General features: G+C 59.9%; 16 protein-coding genes. 5 read left to right on the top strand and 11 right to left on the bottom strand.

Annotated features, from left to right (window positions below; genetic code table 11):
* Positions 1-76: 76 nt before the first annotated feature.
* Positions 77-1,093 (bottom strand): ABC transporter substrate-binding protein, encoded by a 1,017-nt coding sequence (locus KVG87_RS07705; RefSeq protein ID WP_217850020.1) that lies wholly within the window; start codon positions 1,091-1,093, stop codon positions 77-79.
* A gap of 328 nt (positions 1,094-1,421) precedes the next feature.
* On the opposite strand from KVG87_RS07705, the gene KVG87_RS07700 reads away from it, so the two are divergent.
* Positions 1,422-3,632, top strand: coding sequence for an LTA synthase family protein (locus tag KVG87_RS07700; protein ID WP_217850019.1), 2,211 nt, complete (start codon positions 1,422-1,424; stop codon positions 3,630-3,632).
* A 9-nt stretch (positions 3,633-3,641) separates the two neighbouring features.
* Here KVG87_RS07700 and KVG87_RS07695 read toward each other — a convergent pair whose 3' ends face one another.
* Positions 3,642-4,070 (bottom strand): hypothetical protein, encoded by a 429-nt coding sequence (locus tag KVG87_RS07695; RefSeq protein ID WP_076567570.1) that lies wholly within the window; start codon positions 4,068-4,070, stop codon positions 3,642-3,644.
* A gap of 260 nt (positions 4,071-4,330) precedes the next feature.
* Here KVG87_RS07695 and katG point away from each other — a divergent pair, with 260 nt between their 5' ends.
* Positions 4,331-6,607, top strand: a complete 2,277-nt coding sequence (gene katG, locus KVG87_RS07690) for a catalase/peroxidase HPI (protein WP_217850017.1) — start codon at positions 4,331-4,333, stop codon at positions 6,605-6,607.
* A 109-nt stretch (positions 6,608-6,716) separates the two neighbouring features.
* Here the strand turns inward: katG and pepN are convergent, their stop codons facing one another.
* Genes pepN through KVG87_RS07660 form a run of 6 tightly spaced genes read right to left on the bottom strand, consistent with a single transcriptional unit; the run spans position 6,717 to position 13,235 of the window.
* Positions 6,717-9,374 carry an aminopeptidase N gene (gene pepN, locus KVG87_RS07685; RefSeq protein ID WP_095179582.1) on the bottom strand — a complete coding sequence of 886 codons (2,658 nt, stop codon included), beginning with the start codon at positions 9,372-9,374 and terminating at the stop codon, positions 6,717-6,719.
* A 10-nt stretch (positions 9,375-9,384) separates the two neighbouring features.
* Positions 9,385-10,215, bottom strand: coding sequence for a DUF2797 domain-containing protein (locus tag KVG87_RS07680; RefSeq protein ID WP_186569239.1), 831 nt, complete (start codon positions 10,213-10,215; stop codon positions 9,385-9,387).
* Positions 10,212-10,472: a YeaC family protein gene (locus KVG87_RS07675; RefSeq protein ID WP_042609561.1), complete on the bottom strand. Its 261-nt coding sequence runs from the start codon at positions 10,470-10,472 to the stop codon at positions 10,212-10,214. Before KVG87_RS07675 ends, KVG87_RS07680 begins: the two co-directional genes overlap by 4 nt.
* 35 nt (positions 10,473-10,507) lie before the next feature.
* Positions 10,508-11,377 (bottom strand): rhomboid family intramembrane serine protease, encoded by an 870-nt coding sequence (locus KVG87_RS07670; RefSeq protein ID WP_217850015.1) that lies wholly within the window; start codon positions 11,375-11,377, stop codon positions 10,508-10,510.
* Positions 11,374-12,345, bottom strand: coding sequence for a metallophosphoesterase (locus tag KVG87_RS07665; protein WP_217850014.1), 972 nt, complete (start codon positions 12,343-12,345; stop codon positions 11,374-11,376). The genes KVG87_RS07670 and KVG87_RS07665 overlap by 4 nt, the downstream gene beginning before the upstream one ends.
* A complete protein-coding gene (locus tag KVG87_RS07660) occupies positions 12,345-13,235 on the bottom strand; it encodes an NAD(+) kinase (RefSeq protein ID WP_041480619.1) in 891 nt (296 codons plus the stop codon). The genes KVG87_RS07665 and KVG87_RS07660 overlap by 1 nt, the downstream gene beginning before the upstream one ends.
* 114 nt (positions 13,236-13,349) lie before the next feature.
* On the opposite strand from KVG87_RS07660, the gene KVG87_RS07655 reads away from it, so the two are divergent.
* Complete coding sequence (locus KVG87_RS07655) at positions 13,350-14,300, top strand: DUF1853 family protein (RefSeq protein WP_217850013.1); 951 nt, start codon at positions 13,350-13,352, stop codon at positions 14,298-14,300.
* Positions 14,301-14,355: 55 nt separating this feature from the next.
* On the opposite strand, the gene KVG87_RS07650 is transcribed toward KVG87_RS07655, so the two are convergent.
* The gene (locus KVG87_RS07650) at positions 14,356-15,639 is read right to left on the bottom strand and encodes an arsenic transporter (RefSeq protein ID WP_217850012.1); all 1,284 of its coding nucleotides are present in this window, start codon (positions 15,637-15,639) and stop codon (positions 14,356-14,358) included.
* A gap of 149 nt (positions 15,640-15,788) precedes the next feature.
* The gene (locus KVG87_RS07645) at positions 15,789-16,346 is read right to left on the bottom strand and encodes an NADPH-dependent FMN reductase (protein ID WP_039763234.1); all 558 of its coding nucleotides are present in this window, start codon (positions 16,344-16,346) and stop codon (positions 15,789-15,791) included.
* Between the two features lie 183 nt (positions 16,347-16,529).
* On the opposite strand from KVG87_RS07645, the gene KVG87_RS07640 reads away from it, so the two are divergent.
* Both KVG87_RS07640 and KVG87_RS07635 read left to right on the top strand, forming a co-directional pair.
* Complete coding sequence (locus tag KVG87_RS07640) at positions 16,530-16,760, top strand: hypothetical protein (RefSeq protein ID WP_076567548.1); 231 nt, start codon at positions 16,530-16,532, stop codon at positions 16,758-16,760.
* 85 nt (positions 16,761-16,845) lie between these two features.
* Positions 16,846-17,739 carry a LysR family transcriptional regulator gene (locus KVG87_RS07635; protein WP_217850011.1) on the top strand — a complete coding sequence of 298 codons (894 nt, stop codon included), beginning with the start codon at positions 16,846-16,848 and terminating at the stop codon, positions 17,737-17,739.
* Here KVG87_RS07635 and KVG87_RS07630 read toward each other — a convergent pair.
* On the bottom strand, positions 17,705-18,319 hold the full coding sequence (locus tag KVG87_RS07630; RefSeq protein WP_016774208.1) for a GNAT family N-acetyltransferase: 615 nt from the start codon (positions 18,317-18,319) through the stop codon (positions 17,705-17,707). The genes KVG87_RS07635 and KVG87_RS07630 overlap by 35 nt on opposite strands.
* Positions 18,320-18,516: the final 197 nt, after the last annotated feature.

Below are 18,516 nucleotides of genomic sequence, written 5' to 3'. Positions count from 1 at the left end.
CAACTCATCTGTGGCTGAAACTCCGCTTTCGCGAGCAAGCTCACTCCTACAGTAGTTCCGGCTGATGCCCATTCCCTCAACTCCCCGCACCACCATGCGCTTCTTCAAAGAAGTAATCCTTCCAGCTCGCCGCCTTGTTTTTCAACACACCCAGTTCCTGCAATTTCTCGGCATAGATGAACGTGCGTTGCGGTACGACGGTGAAGTCGATCTCCGGGTCTTTGACGATTTGCTCGACCAGTGCCAGCGGCAGTTTCGATTGCTCTGCGCGGATGTAGGCCTGGGCGGCTGCGGGCTTGTCGGCTTTGATGATCTGCTCGGCTTCGGCCAGTGCGTCGTAGAACGCCTTGTAGGTTTTCGGGTTTTCGTCGTGGAATTTTTCCGTGGTGTAGAGCACGTTGAACGTCGCCGGGCCGCCGAGGATGTCGTAGGAACTCAGCACTTTGTGCACGTTGGGGTTTTGCAGAGCCTGATACTGGAACGGTGGGCTGGAGAAATGCGAGTTGATTTCCGAGCCGCCGGCAATCAGCGCGGCGGTGGCGTCCGGGTGCGGCAGGCTGACTGAGATGTTGTCGAATTTCTTGAACTGGTCGTCACCGAATTCCCTGGCGGTTTCGATCTGCAGGGTGCGCGACTGGAAGCCTACGCCTGCGGCTGGCACGGCGATGCGATCCTTGTCGCTGAAGTCCTTGAGGGTTTTGATATTCGGGTTGTTGGTCAGCAGGTAATTGGGCATCGAGCCCAGCGCGGCGATGGCTTTGACGTTCTGTTTGCCCTTGGTGCGATCCCACACGGTGAGCATCGGCGGCACACCGGCCGAGACAACGTCCAGCGCACCGGTGAGCAGCGCCTCGTTCATGGCCGTGGCGCCGGAAATGCTGTTCCAGTCGACCTTGATCTCCAGGCCTTGAGCCTTACCGTGTTTCTCGATCAACTTTTGATCTCGCACGACGTCGAGAATCAGGTAACCGATGCCGAATTGCTGGGCGATGCTGATTTTGCCCTCGGCCTGGGCGCCACTGCTGAACAGCGCACCCGCTGCCAGAGTAGCGGCCAACAGAGTCAGCGCAGAACGTTTGAACGGTGTGGCCATGACAACCTCGCAGCATGGGGATGGGCTGAAAGGCCTGACTTTATAGCTATAAAAAATTGAAATTAAATATCTTTATCGCATATCGATAGCACTGAGCGATTTGACGTCTGCTGCTGGAATTCAGGAGCAGTGGATGGACCTACAACAGTCTGAAACAAAAAACTGCCCCTCGGGAAAATGGCACTGCGTCCCACAACCCACGCCCGCTATGGGCACGCGCCGTTTCGGGGATCGCCGGCCGCAGGTTTTAAAAAGCCGATCAGCCTTCCTGCCCTTGATATCATCACCCACACTTTTTTGACCCTTTGATGACAAGCAGGCCTTTTTTGTGAGCGCTCTTTTCAACTGGCTGCGGCGGCCGAATGCCCGTCTTCTTTCTCTAATCGTTTTGGTAATGATCGTGCCGGTGTGCCTGCGTGCAGCGTTGGGCTGGTCGACACCGCTGGGCTTTTTGTCGGATCTGGCCGTGGGTAGTCTGCTGGTGGTAGCGCTGCATCGCCGTACGTGGTGGCTGGCCTTGCCGGTGCTGGTGTTCTGGGCGCTGCTGGCGATCGCCACGGCAGAATTGGTCAGCGCCGTCGGCCGCCTGCCGAGGCCTTCGGATATTCACTATCTGATCGACCCGCAGTTCGTCGAGAATTCCACTGGCGGCGGACTTGCGCACCCTGCCCTGGCCATTGCTTTGCTGGGTACTTTGGTTTTCTGGCTGCTGGCCCAATTTATGGGGCGCAGCCTGGCTCGTCCGGCATTGCCGCGCGCTGCCTGGGCCGCGCCGATCGTGTTGCTCGCCGCCCACTGGGGCGCGCAAAACCTGTGGCCGAATGACGGCGACGCCTGGCGCCTGTACAACCTGCCGCATCAATTGCTCGCCAGTGAAGTCGCCGACCTGCAGATCCAGGCCGAGGAATGGCTGGACGGCGACGTCGAAGAACCGACACCGGCGATGGCCGGGCTCACCGACGTCGATCTCAATGGCCAGAAGCTGCTGGCCGCGCCGGGGCAGGCGCGCAACGTATTGATCATCGCTTTGGAAGGCATTCCCGGCGCCTACATCCGCGCCAACCGCGAGGCGATCGGCAGACACTATCAGGAAGACCTGATGCCCAACCTCAGCCGCTGGGCCGAGCGCGGCATGAACACACCGGATTACGTGCTGCACACCCATCAGACCATTCGCGGCCTCTACGCCATGCTGTGCGGTGACTACGACAAGCTCAACAACGGCACGCCCAAAGGCGTGGAAATGCTCACGCTCAACGAGCGCAATCAGGCCTGCCTGCCGGCGCAGCTGCGCGAACACGGTTTCAGCACTCATTACTTGCAGGGCGCCGGCCTGCGCTTCATGGCCAAAGACAAGATCATGCCGCACATCGGTTTCGATGCGACCCATGGCCTGGAATGGTTCAGCAACAGCAACTATCTGGAGTTCCCCTGGGGCAAGGATGACAAAGCGTTTTTCGAAGGTGCGCTGGATTATGTCGGCCAGTTGAAAAAGCAAAAGCAGCCGTGGATGTTGACGCTGCTGACGGTCGGCACCCACCAGCCCTACTCCGCACCGGAGGATTATCTGCAGCGTTATGAAACGCCGAAGCAGGCTGCTGTGGGTTATCTCGACGATGCGCTGGATCAGTTTCTTTCAGGGCTGGAGCGCCAAGGCATTCTCAAGGACACGTTGGTGGTGATCACCTCGGATGAATCCCACGGTATCGACGGCGTGCGGCTGGCCTCCTCGTGGGGTTTCAACCTGACGCTGGCACCGGAGCAAGCGCAACTGCCGCGCCTGAATGCCGGGGTCTACGGCCACGTCGATCTGAGCACCTCGATCCTCGACTATTTCGACCTGCCGGTGCCGTCTGCGCTGAGCGGGCGGTCGCTGTTTCGCGACTACGATTCCGGGCGCGAGATCATGTCGTTCACCAACGGCAAACTGCGTTACCACAACGGTCAGGGCATCTTCTCCGAATGCGACCTGCCGCGCCGCTGCCGCTATTACCAAAGCACCGGCTTCATCGCCGAAAGCGCCACTTACAAAGGCACCTACAGCGGCCATCCGGCCCGGCAGATCGCCGCGCGCGCCGATGCGCTGGACCTGTCCTTGCTGCGCACACCGCTCAATCATCGCTACCAGTTCGGCAGCAACAACATCATCCCTCTGCAAGCGCAGATCAAGGATGACTGGGCCGACAACCTGATCGGCGCGCAATACCTGGAAATGCCCAAAGGCTCGCACACCCGCGTGCGCCTGACCGTGCGCTCGGTCGATCCGCAGCAGGCGGCGTACATTCAGCTCAAGGCCAAGGAATTTGAACAGGACGTGCAACTGGGCCTGCCAGCAGAAATGGTCGCCACGGCGGATCAGCCGCTGGAGATGGATTTCAGCTTTGAAAACCCGCAGCCGCGCAAAGCCTTCTCGTTTCATTTGCTGGGCTATGGCAATGGCGCGGTCGAGGTCTCGGACTTCAGCGTGATCACTGAACTGCCTGGGCAGGATGACATTCTTGATGACGTGCCCGAGGACGACACCGCGCAATCGAGTTGACGTCTTTATTTATAAAGGCTGCGCTCGCCTGTCACTTTGCCTTGGGGTATCGAGTGTAAGATCGAAATTGCCTGTCACTTTCCCGGCTTTTCCCAGATCCAGAGCAAAAGTGCCTGTTACGGTTTTGCGAAAATTGGCAAAGGTGACGATGAGTTCACCCTCAATAATGGGTTGGTCAAAATGATTGATCACAACCTTCCAATACCGTCCCATGGTTGGAAAAGTCACTGTGTGAGGCCCATCTCCCTCCAACGAATTCGGCACAGACAAATCGACCGTGTTTATAAAATCTTCAGTTCCGATGATGATAAATTCCTTCTCGGTCTCTGCATAAACACATAACTTGCTCTCCAGAAATTTATCGTCATCGAGAAACGCGACAAAGCTACCGGTAGCATTTCGTTTGTTCATAAGGTCACTTGTTCTGTCCTGAGACATGTCGATATTCCCTTGAGGTAAAGGTGACGTTGCGTTGACTCCAACGTATTGGGATTGCGTGGTATCAACCACTGTCAAAGCTGACAGTTTTTAAGATCGCTTCGAAATAACGCCGCTTTTGCATCACGATATCGCGCTAGCAAAAGAGCCTGCCTATCGCCCGCCAAGACTGCGGCTATTAGCCGACTTGCCAACTCGGGTCTAGCCTTACCAGTCCGAAGTCGGCACGAGCCGGCCGCAGACCTGATAGGGATACGAACATGGCAAACGAATCGAAATGCCCGTTCAACCACGCCGCCGGCGGCGGTACGACGAACCGTGACTGGTGGCCGAATCAACTCAACCTCAAAATCCTCAGCCAGCATTCCCCCAAGTCCGATCCGCTGGGCCAGGACTTCGACTACGCCAAAGCCTTCAAAAGCCTCGATTTTCAGGCGCTGAAACAGGACATCAGAGCGCTGATGACTGACTCCCAGGATTGGTGGCCGGCCGATTTCGGCCATTACGGCCCGTTGTTCGTGCGCATGGCCTGGCACAGCGCCGGGACCTATCGCACCGCCGATGGCCGTGGCGGCGCCGGCTCCGGTCAGCAACGCTTCGCCCCGCTCAACAGCTGGCCGGACAACGTCAGCCTCGACAAGGCCCGCCGCCTGCTGTGGCCGATCAAGCAGAAATACGGGCGCAACATTTCCTGGGCCGACCTGATCGTGCTCACCGGCAACGTCGCGCTGGAGTCCATGGGCTTCAAGACCTTCGGTTTTTCCGGGGGCCGCGCCGATGTCTGGGAACCGGATGAAGACGTGTACTGGGGTTCGGAAACCGAGTGGCTGGGCGGCGACAACCGTTACGGCAAGAGCAATGGCCCGGTGCAAAAGCCCGGTGACGGCACGCTGGTGGCTGAGCCCGATTTGCATGGCCGTGAAGAAAGCCGCACCGATCAGGGCGAACGCAATCTGGAAAATCCCCTCGCCGCCGTGCAAATGGGCCTGATCTACGTCAACCCTGAAGGCCCTGAAGGCAATCCGGACCCGGTGGCCTCGGCCAAGGATATTCGCGAAACCTTCGGCCGCATGGCCATGAACGACGAAGAAACCGTGGCGCTGATCGCCGGCGGCCACGCGTTCGGCAAGACCCACGGCGCCGGCCCGGCCGACAATGTCGGCCCAGAGCCGGAAGCGGCTGGCCTTGAGCAACAGGGTCTGGGCTGGAAAAACGCCTTCGGCACCGGTAAAGGCGCCGACACCATTACCAGTGGTCTGGAAGTGACCTGGACCACCACGCCAACGCAGTGGAGCAACAACTATCTGGAAAACCTGTTCGGCTTCGAGTGGGAGCTGACCAAAAGCCCGGCGGGCGCCCATCAGTGGCAACCAAAAAACGGCGCCGGTGCAGGCACCGTTCCCCACGCTCACGATCCGAACAAGAAGCTCTCGCCGACCATGCTCACCTCCGACCTGGCGTTGCGCTTCGATCCTGCATACGAGCAGATTTCCCGGCGTTTCCTGGCCAATCCCGATCAGCTCGCCGACGCATTCGCCCGCGCCTGGTACAAGCTGATCCATCGCGACATGGGTCCGCTCTCTCGCTACCTCGGCCCGGAAATGCCGCAAGAGGAGTTGCTCTGGCAAGACCCGCTGCCCGACGTGACGCACCCGCTGATCGATGACAGCGACGCCACGGCGCTGAAAAACAAGGTGCTGGCTTCAGGGTTGTCAGTGTCGCAACTGGTTTCGACCGCGTGGGCTGCAGCATCGACCTTCCGCGGTTCGGACAAGCGCGGTGGCGCCAACGGCGGACGCTTGCGTCTGGCCCCGCAGAAGTTCTGGCAGGCCAACCAGCCCGAACAACTGGACAAAGTGCTGAGCACGCTGGAAAGCATTCAGAACGAATTCAACGGTTCTGCTGCCAATGGCAAGAAGATCTCGTTGGCGGACCTGATCGTCCTGGCCGGTAATGCCGGGGTGGAAAAAGCCGCGCAGAACGCCGGGCATTCAGTGTCGGTGCCGTTTTCACCGGGCCGCGTCGATGCTTCGCAGGAGCAGACCGATGTCGAATCGTTCGGCTTCCTCGAACCGATCGCCGATGGTTTCCGCAATTACAGCAAAGGCAAATACACGGTTGCGGCAGAAACCTTGCTGATCGACAAGGCGCAATTGCTGACTCTCACGGCACCGGAAATGACCGTGCTGCTGGGTGGTTTGCGGGTATTGAACACCAATGTTGGCCAGACGCGGCATGGCGTGTTCACCGATAAAACCGAAACGCTGAGCAACGACTTCTTCACCCACCTGCTGGACATGGGAGTTGAGTGGACCCCAACGTCACGGGATGCCGATGAGTTTGAAGGCCGTGACCGCAAGACCGGGGCGCCAAAGTGGACGGCGACTCGGGTGGATCTGGTGTTCGGCTCGAATGCGCAATTGCGCGCCTTGGCCGAGGTGTATGCCAGTTCCGACGCGAAGGCGCAGTTCGTTAGCGATTTCGTCAAGGCATGGACGAAGGTGATGAATCTGGATCGGTTTGACCTGCGTAAATAGCTGTTTGTTGTGCCAATGAAAATGCCGCTCGTTGAGCGGCATTTTTTTGTTGATCGTTCCCACGCAGAGCATGGGAACGATCAATTAAACGCCCCAACATTTATCAGCGTTACGCCAGGCTTTTGCTCACCACTTCATACACATCGCTGGACAGCGCCCCGGACGCCAGAATCCGCTCCAGCTCGGCCTTCATCAGTGCCTGACGCGCGCTGTCGTATTTGCGCCAGCGGGTCAGCGGTGCCAATTGACGTGAGGCGATCTGTGGGTTGAAACCGTTCAGTTCGATCACCAGATCGGCAAGGAAGCGATAACCGGAACCGTCCGCGGCGTGGAAGTTGATCAGGTTCTGCCCGGCGAACGCGCCGATCAGTGCCCGCACCTTGTTCGGGTTCTTGATGTTGAATGCCGGGTGCTGCATCAACGCCTTAACGCGCGCCAAACCGCCCGGCAAGGTGCTACCGGCCTGCACGCTGAACCACTGATCCATGACCAGCGGATTGTCCTTGAAGTGCTCGGCGAAGCTGGCCAAAGCCAGGGCCTTCTGCTCTTCGAAAGGCGAGTTGACCAGCACCGCCAGCGCGGTCAGGCGCTCGGTCATGTTGTCGGCAGCCTCGAATTGCTCCAGCGCCGCTGCCAACACTTCCGGCTTGCCGCTGAGCATCAGGTACGACAGGGCGATGTTCTGCAAGGCGCGACGGGCGAAGTGCTCGGCCTCGGCCACGTACGGAGTTTTCTTCGACAGATCGCGGTTGGCCTGATAACGCAGCCACAGCGCTTCGAACAAACCTTCGGCGAGTTGCTTGCGGGCGAATTCGCGAGCGACATGAATCGCCTCGACGTCGGCCACTTCGCTGATCTCGGTGAGATAAGCCTCACCCGGCAACGAAAGCATTTCGGCAACCATCGCCTGATCCAGCGACTCGTCGGACAGCACCGTACGCAGCGCCGACACCAGACGCGGATCGAGCTTCAGGCTCTCGCCTTTCTGATGTTGGCCGATCAACTCTTGAAGCACTTGCACCGACAATTGCTGACCGGCATCCCAGCGATTGAAACCGTCGCTGTCGTGCTGCATCAGGAACATCAGTTGATCGCGGTTGTACGGGAAGCTCAGTTTCACCGGTGCCGAGAAGCCGCGCAGCAGCGATGGCAGCGGCTGTTCGTTGATGTCGACGAAGGTGAAGGTCTGTTCGGCTTCGGTCACCGAAATCACCCGAGTGGTGCCTTGTGCCGAAGCTTCGCCGGCCAGACGCAGGGCGATTTCGTTGCCCTGGCTATCAAGCAGCCCGAGCTCGACCGGAATCACGAACGGCAGTTTTTCTACCTTGTCCGGGGTCGGCGGGCAGCTCTGGCGGAAGGTCAGACTGTAGGTTTTCGCCGCAGCGTCGTAGGACTCGCTGACGGCCAGACGCGGTGTACCGGCCTGGCTGTACCAGCGTTTGAACTGGCTGAGATCAACGCCATTGGCATCTTCCATGGCCTTGACGAAGTCGTCGCAGGTCACGGCCTGACCGTCGTGGCGTTCGAAATACAGATCGCTGCCCTTACGGAAGCCTTCGGCGCCCAGCAGGGTGTGGATCATGCCGACCACTTCCGAGCCTTTTTCGTACACGGTCAGAGTGTAGAAGTTGGAAATCTCGATGAAGCTGTCCGGGCGCACGGCGTGGGCCATCGGCCCGGCATCTTCGGCGAACTGGTGGGTACGCAGGTACGCCACGTCCTGAATGCGCTTTACCGTCGCCGAGTTCATGTCCGAGGAGAAACCGGCATCGCGGAACACCGTGAAACCTTCCTTGAGCGACAGCTGGAACCAGTCGCGGCAGGTCACGCGGTTGCCCGACCAGTTGTGGAAGTATTCATGGGCGACGATCGCCTCGACCCGCTGGTGCGCGGCGTCGGTCGCGGTTTCAGCGCGGGCCAGCACGGCGCTGGAGTTGAAAATGTTGAGGCCCTTGTTCTCCATCGCGCCCATGTTGAAATCGTTGACCGCGACGATCATGAAGATGTCCAGATCGTACTCGCGACCGTAGACCTCTTCGTCCCAGCGCATGGATTTCTTCAGGCTGTTCATCGCGTGCTGGCACTTGTCGATGTTTTCCGGCTCGACATAAATGCGCAGCGCGACGTTGCGCTGGCTCATGGTGGTGAAGGTGTCTTCGACGCACCACAGATCACCGGCGACCAGCGCAAACAGGTACGCCGGTTTCTTGAACGGATCTTCCCAGGTCGCCCAGTGCCGGCCGTCTTCACCGGGGCCGGAAGCGATCGGGTTACCGTTGGAGAGCAGCACCGGGTAGCTGTGCTGTTCGGCCACGACGGTGGTGGTGAACTTGCTCATCACGTCCGGGCGGTCGAGGTAATAGGTGATCTTGCGAAAGCCTTCGGCCTCGCACTGGGTGCAGAACATCGTGCCGGACTTGTACAGGCCTTCCAGCGCGGTATTGGTTTCCGGGTGGATGCGCACGCTGGTGTCGAGGGTGAAGGTTTCACTGGTTGGCTGCAGAGTCAGGTGGCTGTCCGAGACTTGATAGTCAGCGGCGCTCAGCTCCTGGTCCGCCAGCGTCACCGACAGCAGCTCGAGTTGCTGGCCGTCGAGCACCAGCGGCGGCAGGCCGGCGCCGCGTTCCGGGTTGCGGCGCATCACCAGTTGCGCGTGAACCAGGCTGTGGTCCTCGAACAACTCGAAGGTCAGGTGCGTTTCGTCGATCAGGTACTCGGGCGCCTGATAGTCCTTGAGGTAAATCATCTTCGGTTGTTCGGTGCGCATGCTGGAATCCTTATTGATGCACGGCGAGCTGGTAAGCCGTGTATTTACGAATGTTGATCACGCCGGTGTCGAAGATCAGGTACTGGCCCTTGATCCCCAGCAGCGTGCCTTCGGCAATCGGGTTCTTGTCCAGGTTGAAGCTGACGATTTTCGCCGGGTATTGCTCGACGGGATAGCGGATTTCCAGCGGTTCGACATCGGCAATCGTCTGAATCGCCTGTAGGCCGAATCGCTCCTGCAACCCTTGCAGGCCTTCGGCGCAGCTTTCGAACAACTGATCGCGCACCTGCGCCAGATCCACCGCCGCCGCATCGCCCTTGAGCAGCGCGCGCCAGTTGGTCTTGTCCGCCACCTGGCTGCGGAACAGGTCTTCGACAAACCCCGATTGCTGGCGTGTCGATACACGCATGATTGGCAAGGCTTGACTCGCACCCTGGTCGAGCCAGCGGGTCGGCAACTGCGTAGCACGGGTGATGCCAACCTTGATCCCCGACGAGTTGGCCAGGTAAACCACATGGTCGGTCATGCAGAATTTCTCGCCCCACTCCGGATCGCGGCAGGTGCCGGCGTCGAAGTGGCAGCGCTCCGGGCTCATGATGCACAGGTCGCACTGCGCCAGTTTGGTCATGCACGGGTAGCAATAGCCCTGACTGAAACTGGTTTTGGTCTTGCGCCCGCAATGGGTGCAGTGGATCGCCCCTAAAAATTCCAGACGCAGCGTGCTGCCGATCAACGGATTGACCGGCACCTCGACGTCATCCAGACGAAACGCGTACTGCACGTTCGACCCGTCCAGACGCGCCGACATTTTGCTGATTGCACCGCGGCCAATCTCGATCAATGGATGGCATCCGACTTGAACAGGATGTTCGGCACTTCGATCGACTTCGACGCACATTCTTGCGGGCCCATGTAACCGGTGCGCTGATCTTCAGGCAGGTTCTGGATTTCCCAGGCAATCATCGCCTGCAACGACAGCTCGCGCTGTTCGGCAGTGAGTTTGTTGCCGTCAGACCATTTGCCGATTTCCACGGCCAGTTTCAGGCTTTCGTAGATGTCCGGGGTGATGTTGCTGATCATGTCGTTGAAAGAGGACATCAGGGTCTCCGCGCTCTTTGCTGAAACAAAAAATGTTAGACGGCCAGTTTACGGCGGTTATACAAACCGCCCAACAAACCGGTGAAGCATCCGATGAGTAACCCGCTCAGGTGCGCGGCGTTGGCGATCTGGCCGAAACCGATCAGCGAAATCACCCCGGACATGCACACCACCAGCCACACCAGCATCATCACCAGCACGCCGCGCGGCAAACGATAGGCCGGGTTCGGCGCCAGCATCTGGAAAATCCAGCAATGCCCGAGCAAGCCGTAAAGCACGCCGGACAGCCCACCAAACAGGCTCGGGCCGCTCCAGACGAACTGGGCGTAGTTGGACACCAGACTGAACAGCAGCGTCAGGCCGATCAGGTTGATGCTGCCCTGGCGCGACTCGATGCGCCGCCCCAGCTCCCAATACCACATGCCGTTCATGGCCAGATGGAGGATGCCGAAGTGGATCAGCATCGGCGTGACCAGCCGCCACCACTGCCCTGCCGCCAGACTGTCGGCCAGCGGCGTGAAGTGGATGTACTCGCCGATCACGCGAAAATCGAGGAAGGTCAGCCAGCGCAGCGTTTCCAGGTTTTCGCCGAGAAAGGTCAGGCCACCGACGATCAGGCTCAACAGCAGAATCAACCCGGTGGCTTTGGCGTGTTTCAGCTGTTCGGCGAAACTCGGGCGCTTGAAGGTCTGGCCCACGGGAATGTCCAGTTGCTGATCCGGGTCGCCGGCCGGGAAGCGCTCGTACAAGGAACGCACGTCCTCGCTGATTTCCTCCGGCGCCCACAGCACCTGCTCGCCCGCCTCTTCGCTGACCCGATGGGGCACTTGCATGCGTTGCAGCAGTTTGACGAAACCGCTCAAATCCACCGCCAACGGCAGGCGCAATACCGCTATCGCACTCATTGCAGCACCTCCGGCCGCTCGACATCGACCCAGACGAATTTTTGCGGATCCAGGCGCGTTTCCTGGTCCAGACGATAGGCCACCAGTTTGCCGTAGAGCACCGCACTGTAATCCAGGCATGCGAGGTTCGGGCGGATCGGCGCCGGTTTGCCGCTGCGCCAGTAGTGGCCGACGAACAGCAACGGCTCGTCGACGCCATAGCGCAGCAAAGAATTCTTTTCGGTGGAAGTCAGCGGCGTCTGCGCGACAGGTTCGGGCAGTGCATCGGGCTGGAAGACGATGTCGCCGTAGGTTTTCGGGTCGTCTTCCCAGAACTTGGTGCGGAAGAACGAACGCACCAGACCGTCGCCGCTGGTCATGGTCAGGCCGCCCGGCAGACGCATGTCGGTACCACGCAGCAAGCGGTCGAACACAGTGCAGGCGAAGCTGCCGGGCACCGCCGAGGCCTGGAGGAAATGCTCATCGACGCAGCCATTGGGGAACAGCGCCCGCAGCGGCTCGATCAGTCCGGCATCCCAGCACGCATGGACGACGCGGAAGCGACCGGCATCGACGAACAGCGGCAGCTCGTAGAACCACTGCTGGAAGTCATGCCAGTCACCGGGATGGTCCTCGAATTGGCTCAGGGTTTCCTGCAACAGCCGCGCATGGCGCTTGGTGTGTTCGCGCACGAACTGCTTGCCGCTGCCCGGTGGCGCCGGGGTGACCCAACCGAGCGCATTGAATTCATGGTTGCCCATGATGCACGCCGCCTGCCCCGCCTCGACCATGTCGTGGACGATGTGCAGCGCCTCGCGAATGCGCGGGCCACGGTCGATGATGTCGCCGACGAACACCGCCATGCGTGACGGATGCCGCCAGACCCCGCCCTGCTTGTGATAACCGAGACGGTCCAGCAAGTGTTCGAGGGTCATGGCGCATCCGTGCACGTCACCGATCAGGTCGTAACTGCGCGCGGGATCGAGCATCAGTCGCCTCCGCCCCCCAGCTTGCTGCCCCAGCCAAGCTTGGTGCGGCACACCTCGTAGTAATTGTGATCGAGCGGATGAATCAGGCGCAGCTTCTGCGCTTTCTTGCTCACGGTAATGGTGTCGCCCGGTGCACAGGTGAAGTGGTTCTGCCCGTCGCAGGACACCTGCGGGTAGATCTGCATATCTTTGGACACGACGATTTTCAGCTCACTGTTGCCATCGACCACGATCGGCCGTCCCGACAAGGTATGGGGGTACATCGGCACAATCACAATAGCGTCGAGCTTGGGATGCATGATCGGCCCGCCGGCAGACAACGCGTAGGCAGTGGAGCCGGTCGGCGTGGCGACGATCAGGCCGTCGGCCTTCTGGCTGCAGACGAACTGGCCGTCGATATACAGCTCGAATTCGATCATCCGCGTCGATTTGCCCGGGTGCAGCACCACATCGTTGAGCGCATCGCCCTGGCCGATGGCCTCGCCATGGCGACGCACTTCGGCTTGCAGCAGGAAACGGTTTTCTACCAGATAGTGGCCGTCGAGCACTTCGGCGACCTTGATTTCCAACTCGTCGGGGCGAATATCGGTGAGGAAGCCAAGGCTGCCACGGTTGATGCCCAGCACCGGAATATTGTGCCTGGCCAGCGCCCGCGCGGCGCCGAGCAGGCTGCCGTCACCGCCGACGACGATAACCATGTCACAAACTTCGCCGAGCATCTTGCGCGACGAGGTTTGCAGGCCATGGCCGGGCAGGACTTCAGCGATGGTGTCTTCGAGGATCACATGCAGGTGACGGTCGAGCAGAAAGCGTTTCAGTCGGCGGACGGTATCCAGCACCTGGGAACTGCCCAGGCGACCGATGATGCCGATATTACGAAATTGCTCCATGGGACCTCTGCGGACAATCGAAAACGCGAAAACCCGATTATGGGCGAAAGCGCCAGATAGACAAAATCCTTTCAGCCTCAAGGGTGCGCTCAGGTTTAAGGCTATGCTCGCAAGATGATCCTGTTTCCCGACTTGTTGCAATTGCCCCATCGATTACGCCATCCCGAAGTGCGGGACCTGGCGTGGGTGATCCTCGCGCCGCCGATGCTCGCCGCCACGCCATGGCCGCAGCGCCATCCGCTCGCCGGCAGCGACTGGGTACAAGACCCGCAGCGTCTCGAACACTGGCTGCGCCAGCTCGACCACGACAGTTACGGCCTGCTGCAATGGCTGTCGCAGGCGCGCACCCGGCGTCTGGGCCTGTATTACGAGCGTCTGTGGCAGTTCGCCGTGGAGCATGCGCCGGGCATCGAACTGATCGCCGCCAATCTGCCGATTCGCCGCGCCGGGCACACCCTTGGCGAGCTGGACATGCTGCTGCGTGACCGCGACGGCGTGCATCATCTGGAACTGGCGATCAAGCTCTACCTCGGTCCGCAGGATGGCGATGGCCACGATCCGGCGCAGTGGCTGGGGCCGGGTTGTCATGATCGGCTGGATCGTAAGCTGGCACATCTGGCCGAGCATCAATTGCCGATCTCGGCGCGCCCGGAAAGCCGCGAGGTGCTCGCGGCGCTGGATATCGAAACCTTCAGCGCGCAGTTGTGGCTGGGCGGTTATCTGCTGTACCCGTGGCCCGGTCAGGCCGAGTCACCGCACGGCGCGCATCCGCAACATCTGCGTGGCAGTTGGCTGCATCAGAAGGACTGGCCGGCGTTTGTCGCCCAACGCCCGCCGGGCCGCTGGCAACCCCTGCCCCGCCACGCCTGGCTGGCGCCGGCGCATTACACGGCGGATCAGGTATGGACAGATGAGCACCTGCGTTTGTGGCTGGCAGACCTGCCAGCACTGGCCCCGGCGCAGTTGATGGTACGCCTGACCGAGAATGCCCAGGGCGAATGGGAAGAGGCGGAGCGGTTGTTTCTGGTGGCGGATCTTTGGCCGAATGTCCCCGGCCAAACCTGAGATTTGTGGTGTCCGACCCAATTCGCGAGCCTGCTCGCGAAAAGAGCAACTCGGTCTATAGGGATAACCGCACCGCCAATGCCGCCAACGTCACCAGCAACACCGGCACCGTCAGCACAATCCCGACACGGAAGTAATAGCCCCAGCCAATATGGATGCCTTTGCGCTCCAGCACGTGCAGCCACAACAACGTTGCCAGGCTGCCGATCGGAGTGATCTTCGGCCCCAGGTCGCTACCGATCACGTTGGCGTAGATCATCGCTTCTTTGATCACGCCGCTGGCCTGACTGGCGTCAATCGACAGCAAGCCGATCAGTACCGTTGGCAGATTGTTCATGATCGACGACAGCAGCGCCGTCAGCACCCCGGTGCCCATCGCCGCGCCCCACACGCCGTGGCCGGCGAATACGTCCAGCCACCCGGCGAGGTAACTGGTGAGTCCGGCATTGCGCAGTCCGTACACCACCAGGTACATGCCCAACGAGAAAATCACGATCTGCCACGGCGCTTCTTTCATCACTTTGCGCGTGGAGATCTTGTGGCCGCGCGCGGCAATACCCAGTAGCAGCGCGGCGCACACAGCGGAAATAGCGCTGATCGGAATGCCCAGCGGTTCCAGGGCGAAGCAGCCGATCAACAGGATTACCAACACCGCCCAACCGGCGTAGAACGTCGCTTTGTCGTGGATCGCGGTGTGCGGGTTTTCCAGCTGTTCAGGATCGTAAGCGGCCGGGATATCGCGGCGAAAAAACCACAGCAACATGCCCAGCGTCGCCGCCACGCTGACGAAGTTCACCGGCACCATGACCGCTGCATAACGGTTGAAGCCGATGTGGAAGAAGTCCGCCGAAACGATGTTGACCAGGTTCGACACCACCAGCGGCAGGCTCGCCGTGTCGGCAATGAACCCGGCGCCCATGACGAATGCCAGCGTCGCCGCCGGTGAAAAGCGCAACGCCAACAGCATCGAAATCACGATCGGCGTGAGAATCAGTGCAGCACCGTCATTGGCGAACAACGCCGAGACCAGCGCACCAAGCAGCACCATGAAGGCAAACAGTTTGCGCCCACTGCCCCGCCCCCAACGCGCCACGTGCAGCGCTGCCCAATTGAAAAAGCCAGCCTCGTCGAGCAACAGACTGATGATGATCAGCGCGACGAAGGTGCCGGTGGCGTTCCAGATGATCTGCCAGACCAGCGGGATATCCGTGAGGTGAACGACGCCAAAAATCAACGCCAGCACGGCGCCCAACGTTGCACTCCAGCCGACGCCGAGACCTTTGGGTTGCCAGATGACGAGAGTGATGGTCAGCAGGAAAATCAGTGACGCAGCGAGCATTCGCAGGAGCCTTCAAATAGCGAAACGGGTGGAAATCGAACAAATGTGCGAGCGAGCCTGCTCGCGAAAGCGGTGAGCCAGACATGAAATTATTATCTGACACACAGCCTTCGCGAGCAGGCTCGCTCCCACAGTGAGTTTCGGTGAGCTTATTTCTTGTGTTGCTCGACGAACTGGCCGTACGCATCGATGAATTTCTGCAGGAACGGTTTCACCGAGTCGCTCAGCTTGCCCGCTTCATCAAACGCGTTGCCCGCACCGCCCAGATACGCTTCCGGCTGTTGCAGGCAGTGAATATCGAGGAAAACAAAGGTCTGGCGCAGGTGCTGGTTGGCGCCGAAGCCACCGATGGCGCCTGGCGATACGCTGATCACCGCGCCGGGTTTGCCACTCCACGCGCTCTGGCCATAAGGGCGCGAGCCGACGTCGATGGCGTTCTTCAACGGTGCCGGGATCGAGCGGTTGTACTCGGGGGTAACAAACAGCACCGCGTCGGATGACGCCACTTTCTGACGGAAAGTGCTGTAGGCTGCCGGCGGAGAATCGCCGTCGATGTCTTCGTTGTACAGCGGCAGTTCACCGATTTCGACAATCTCGAGCTTGAGATTGGCCGGTGCCAGTTCGGCGAGGGCCAGTGCGACTTTGCGATTGATCGATGCTTTGCGCAGGCTACCGACCACTACAGCGACGTTGTAGACATTGCTCATGGATGACTCTCGATGGTCCGTGGGAAGAGTCGCTAGTTATAGATGATCCAGTGACATTTTCACCAGTGGTCATTGGTTTTTCCTGCGCGAGGAATATTTTTTTCCTGTAGGAAAACTTACCGAGCTTGCTGACGGTCTACAAAGCCGCAAATCAAGCGTTTTATCTCCAGAGGTTCTAAGCAGATGGCAGCAGTACTCGTCGGTCAGTTTCATGCAAGAGATGCGGAAGGCCGCGTTTATTCCGTGCATGAATTCCAGGAATCGAACCCGTCTGCAGACGGATCCACTGGCTCGGAGCCCATTTACAAACTCGCCATTGGCGATCGGGTCACCAAGGTCAGTGACAGCGAGTTTCTCCTGGTTCAGTCAGGCATTACCCTGATCCGCGAACCCGAGCCAACCGTTGCTTCATAACCCTGCATTATGAGCAGAAGTCATGCGAGCGGACTTGGGGTAGGATTCAGCGTCTGACCCCACCTGCTGAACATGGACTTCACGCATGCGTTTACGCCACATCGAAGTGATTCAGGCGCTCTTGCAGACCGGTCACCTGGGCACCGCCGCCGAATGGCTGCAATTGCCGGTGACCGAGGTCGAAGAGCGTTTGCGCGAAGCCGAGAGTCAGTTGGGGTTCATGTTGTTCGCCAGCGTTCGCGGGCGGCTGCAATCGACCCCCGAAGCGCGCGCCTTGCAAGTGGAAATCGCGCACATCTATGAGGCGCTGGAGCCGGTGCAGCGTCTGGCCAGCAGCCTCAAGCAATACCTCGCCCCGCCCTTGCGCATAATCGGCACCCCGCCGCTGGCTCACCAATTACTGCCACAAAGCCTTGCGACCCTGCGTCGACGCCTGCCCGACGCACCGTGCAGCCTGCTAAGCGCGCCGACTCGCGACATCGTCCGCAGCCTGTTATTGCGCGAAAGCGATCTGGGCCTGAGCCTGCACGACCCCGAACATCCCGATATCCATTGCCAGCCGTTGGCCCAGGGCAAGCTGCAATTGCTCGCTCCGCACGGCTGGCTGCAGCCGAAACAGAAATACATTTCTCTGGCAGACCTGGCCGGTCAGGCCATGGTCGGTCTCGAAGGTCAGGATCCGCTGAGCCCGGCACTGGAAAACAAACTCCAGGCCCTGCGCCCGGCGCCAAGCATTCAGACCCGCGTGCAGACCCATCAGATGATGCGCAGCATGGTCGAGGCCGGCGAAGGCCTGGCCATCGTCGACCCCTTCACCGCTTTGGGCGCTCGCACCAGTGGGCTGGACGTCTGCCCGCTGTCACCGGCAGTCCCGATCAGCCTCTACGCCCTGACCTTCAAACATGCCGCGCCGTCGGCGGCGATTCAGACCTTGCTGGCGATCATCACGGAACAAGCCGAGGCGATGTTGTCGAGCTGAGTGGTTTTTCCAGCGGATTATCGAACAGGCGATACCAGAACAACGCGACTTCAGCGGTATGTGGATCGATGCCGCGATAGCGCAACTGGTCGATGCCGCCAATCACGTAACCGCAGCGCTCATACAGACGACAGGCGCCGAGATTGTTGTTCTGGGTTTCGAGCATGATGCCCGGCAGCTTCTTCTTGCGACTCCAGAACTGCGCTACATCGAGCAACGCCTTGGCCACACCGTGGCGGCGGGCCGGGGCGTGCACCGCCAGTTCATCGATATGGGCAAAGCCGTTCCAGTTAGTGCTGATCACCAGGTGGCCGACCGGCTCGTCGTCCAGATACGCCATGAAAATCGCACTGTCGGGCGCGTTGTGAAAGGCGCTGAATTCTTCGGGATCAATACCGTAGCACTTGCGGTACGGCACGATCGGCGTCACCGGCCATTGCTCGACCGGTTTGCCGATCACGGCAGCGCCGTAGGCAGCGACCTCGAAACTGAAGTCGCTGCCCCAGATATACGGCGCAAAACCTTCGTCGGCGACCCGCACCGACAACCCTGGGTATTTCGGATTCATGACCGGTTGCATACTGGGAAAAGTCCTCATTCCTTGACGCAGCCGACAGTGTCGACCTTGATGTCGCGATGGATGATTGCCAGCGCAAATTTCAACTCTTTGTACATGAGGCTCAGTGTCCTGAGGCGGCAGATTTGCACCTGACCAGTGCACTCAGGGTAGAGGGTTGCGACGAATGTGGCGAGAGTGGCAACTTGGCTCCATGTCGC

The sequence above is a fragment of the Pseudomonas siliginis genome (assembly GCF_019145195.1).
Taxonomy (GTDB): Bacteria; Pseudomonadota; Gammaproteobacteria; order Pseudomonadales; family Pseudomonadaceae; genus Aquipseudomonas; species Aquipseudomonas siliginis.
Note: the sequence above shows the minus strand (reverse complement) of the source record. Positions and strands in the feature narration are given on the sequence as shown.

Excerpts from the sequence above, each read along its gene's own strand:
- KVG87_RS07635 (WP_217850011.1), top strand. The coding sequence starts at position 16,846 with ATGCGTTTACGCCACATCGAAGTGATTCAGGCGCTCTTGCAGACCGGT.
- katG (WP_217850017.1), top strand. The coding sequence starts at position 4,331 with ATGGCAAACGAATCGAAATGCCCGTTCAACCACGCCGCCGGCGGCGGT.
- KVG87_RS07645 (WP_039763234.1), bottom strand. The coding sequence starts at position 16,346 with ATGAGCAATGTCTACAACGTCGCTGTAGTGGTCGGTAGCCTGCGCAAA.
- KVG87_RS07695 (WP_076567570.1), bottom strand. The coding sequence starts at position 4,070 with ATGTCTCAGGACAGAACAAGTGACCTTATGAACAAACGAAATGCTACC.
- KVG87_RS07665 (WP_217850014.1), bottom strand. The coding sequence starts at position 12,345 with ATGCTCGATCCCGCGCGCAGTTACGACCTGATCGGTGACGTGCACGGA.
- KVG87_RS07650 (WP_217850012.1), bottom strand. The coding sequence starts at position 15,639 with ATGCTCGCTGCGTCACTGATTTTCCTGCTGACCATCACTCTCGTCATC.
- KVG87_RS07655 (WP_217850013.1), top strand. The coding sequence starts at position 13,350 with ATGATCCTGTTTCCCGACTTGTTGCAATTGCCCCATCGATTACGCCAT.
- KVG87_RS07640 (WP_076567548.1), top strand. The coding sequence starts at position 16,530 with ATGGCAGCAGTACTCGTCGGTCAGTTTCATGCAAGAGATGCGGAAGGC.
- KVG87_RS07660 (WP_041480619.1), bottom strand. The coding sequence starts at position 13,235 with ATGGAGCAATTTCGTAATATCGGCATCATCGGTCGCCTGGGCAGTTCC.
- KVG87_RS07675 (WP_042609561.1), bottom strand. The coding sequence starts at position 10,472 with ATGTCCTCTTTCAACGACATGATCAGCAACATCACCCCGGACATCTAC.
- KVG87_RS07705 (WP_217850020.1), bottom strand. The coding sequence starts at position 1,093 with ATGGCCACACCGTTCAAACGTTCTGCGCTGACTCTGTTGGCCGCTACT.
- KVG87_RS07670 (WP_217850015.1), bottom strand. The coding sequence starts at position 11,377 with ATGAGTGCGATAGCGGTATTGCGCCTGCCGTTGGCGGTGGATTTGAGC.
- KVG87_RS07630 (WP_016774208.1), bottom strand. The coding sequence starts at position 18,319 with ATGCAACCGGTCATGAATCCGAAATACCCAGGGTTGTCGGTGCGGGTC.
- pepN (WP_095179582.1), bottom strand. The coding sequence starts at position 9,374 with ATGCGCACCGAACAACCGAAGATGATTTACCTCAAGGACTATCAGGCG.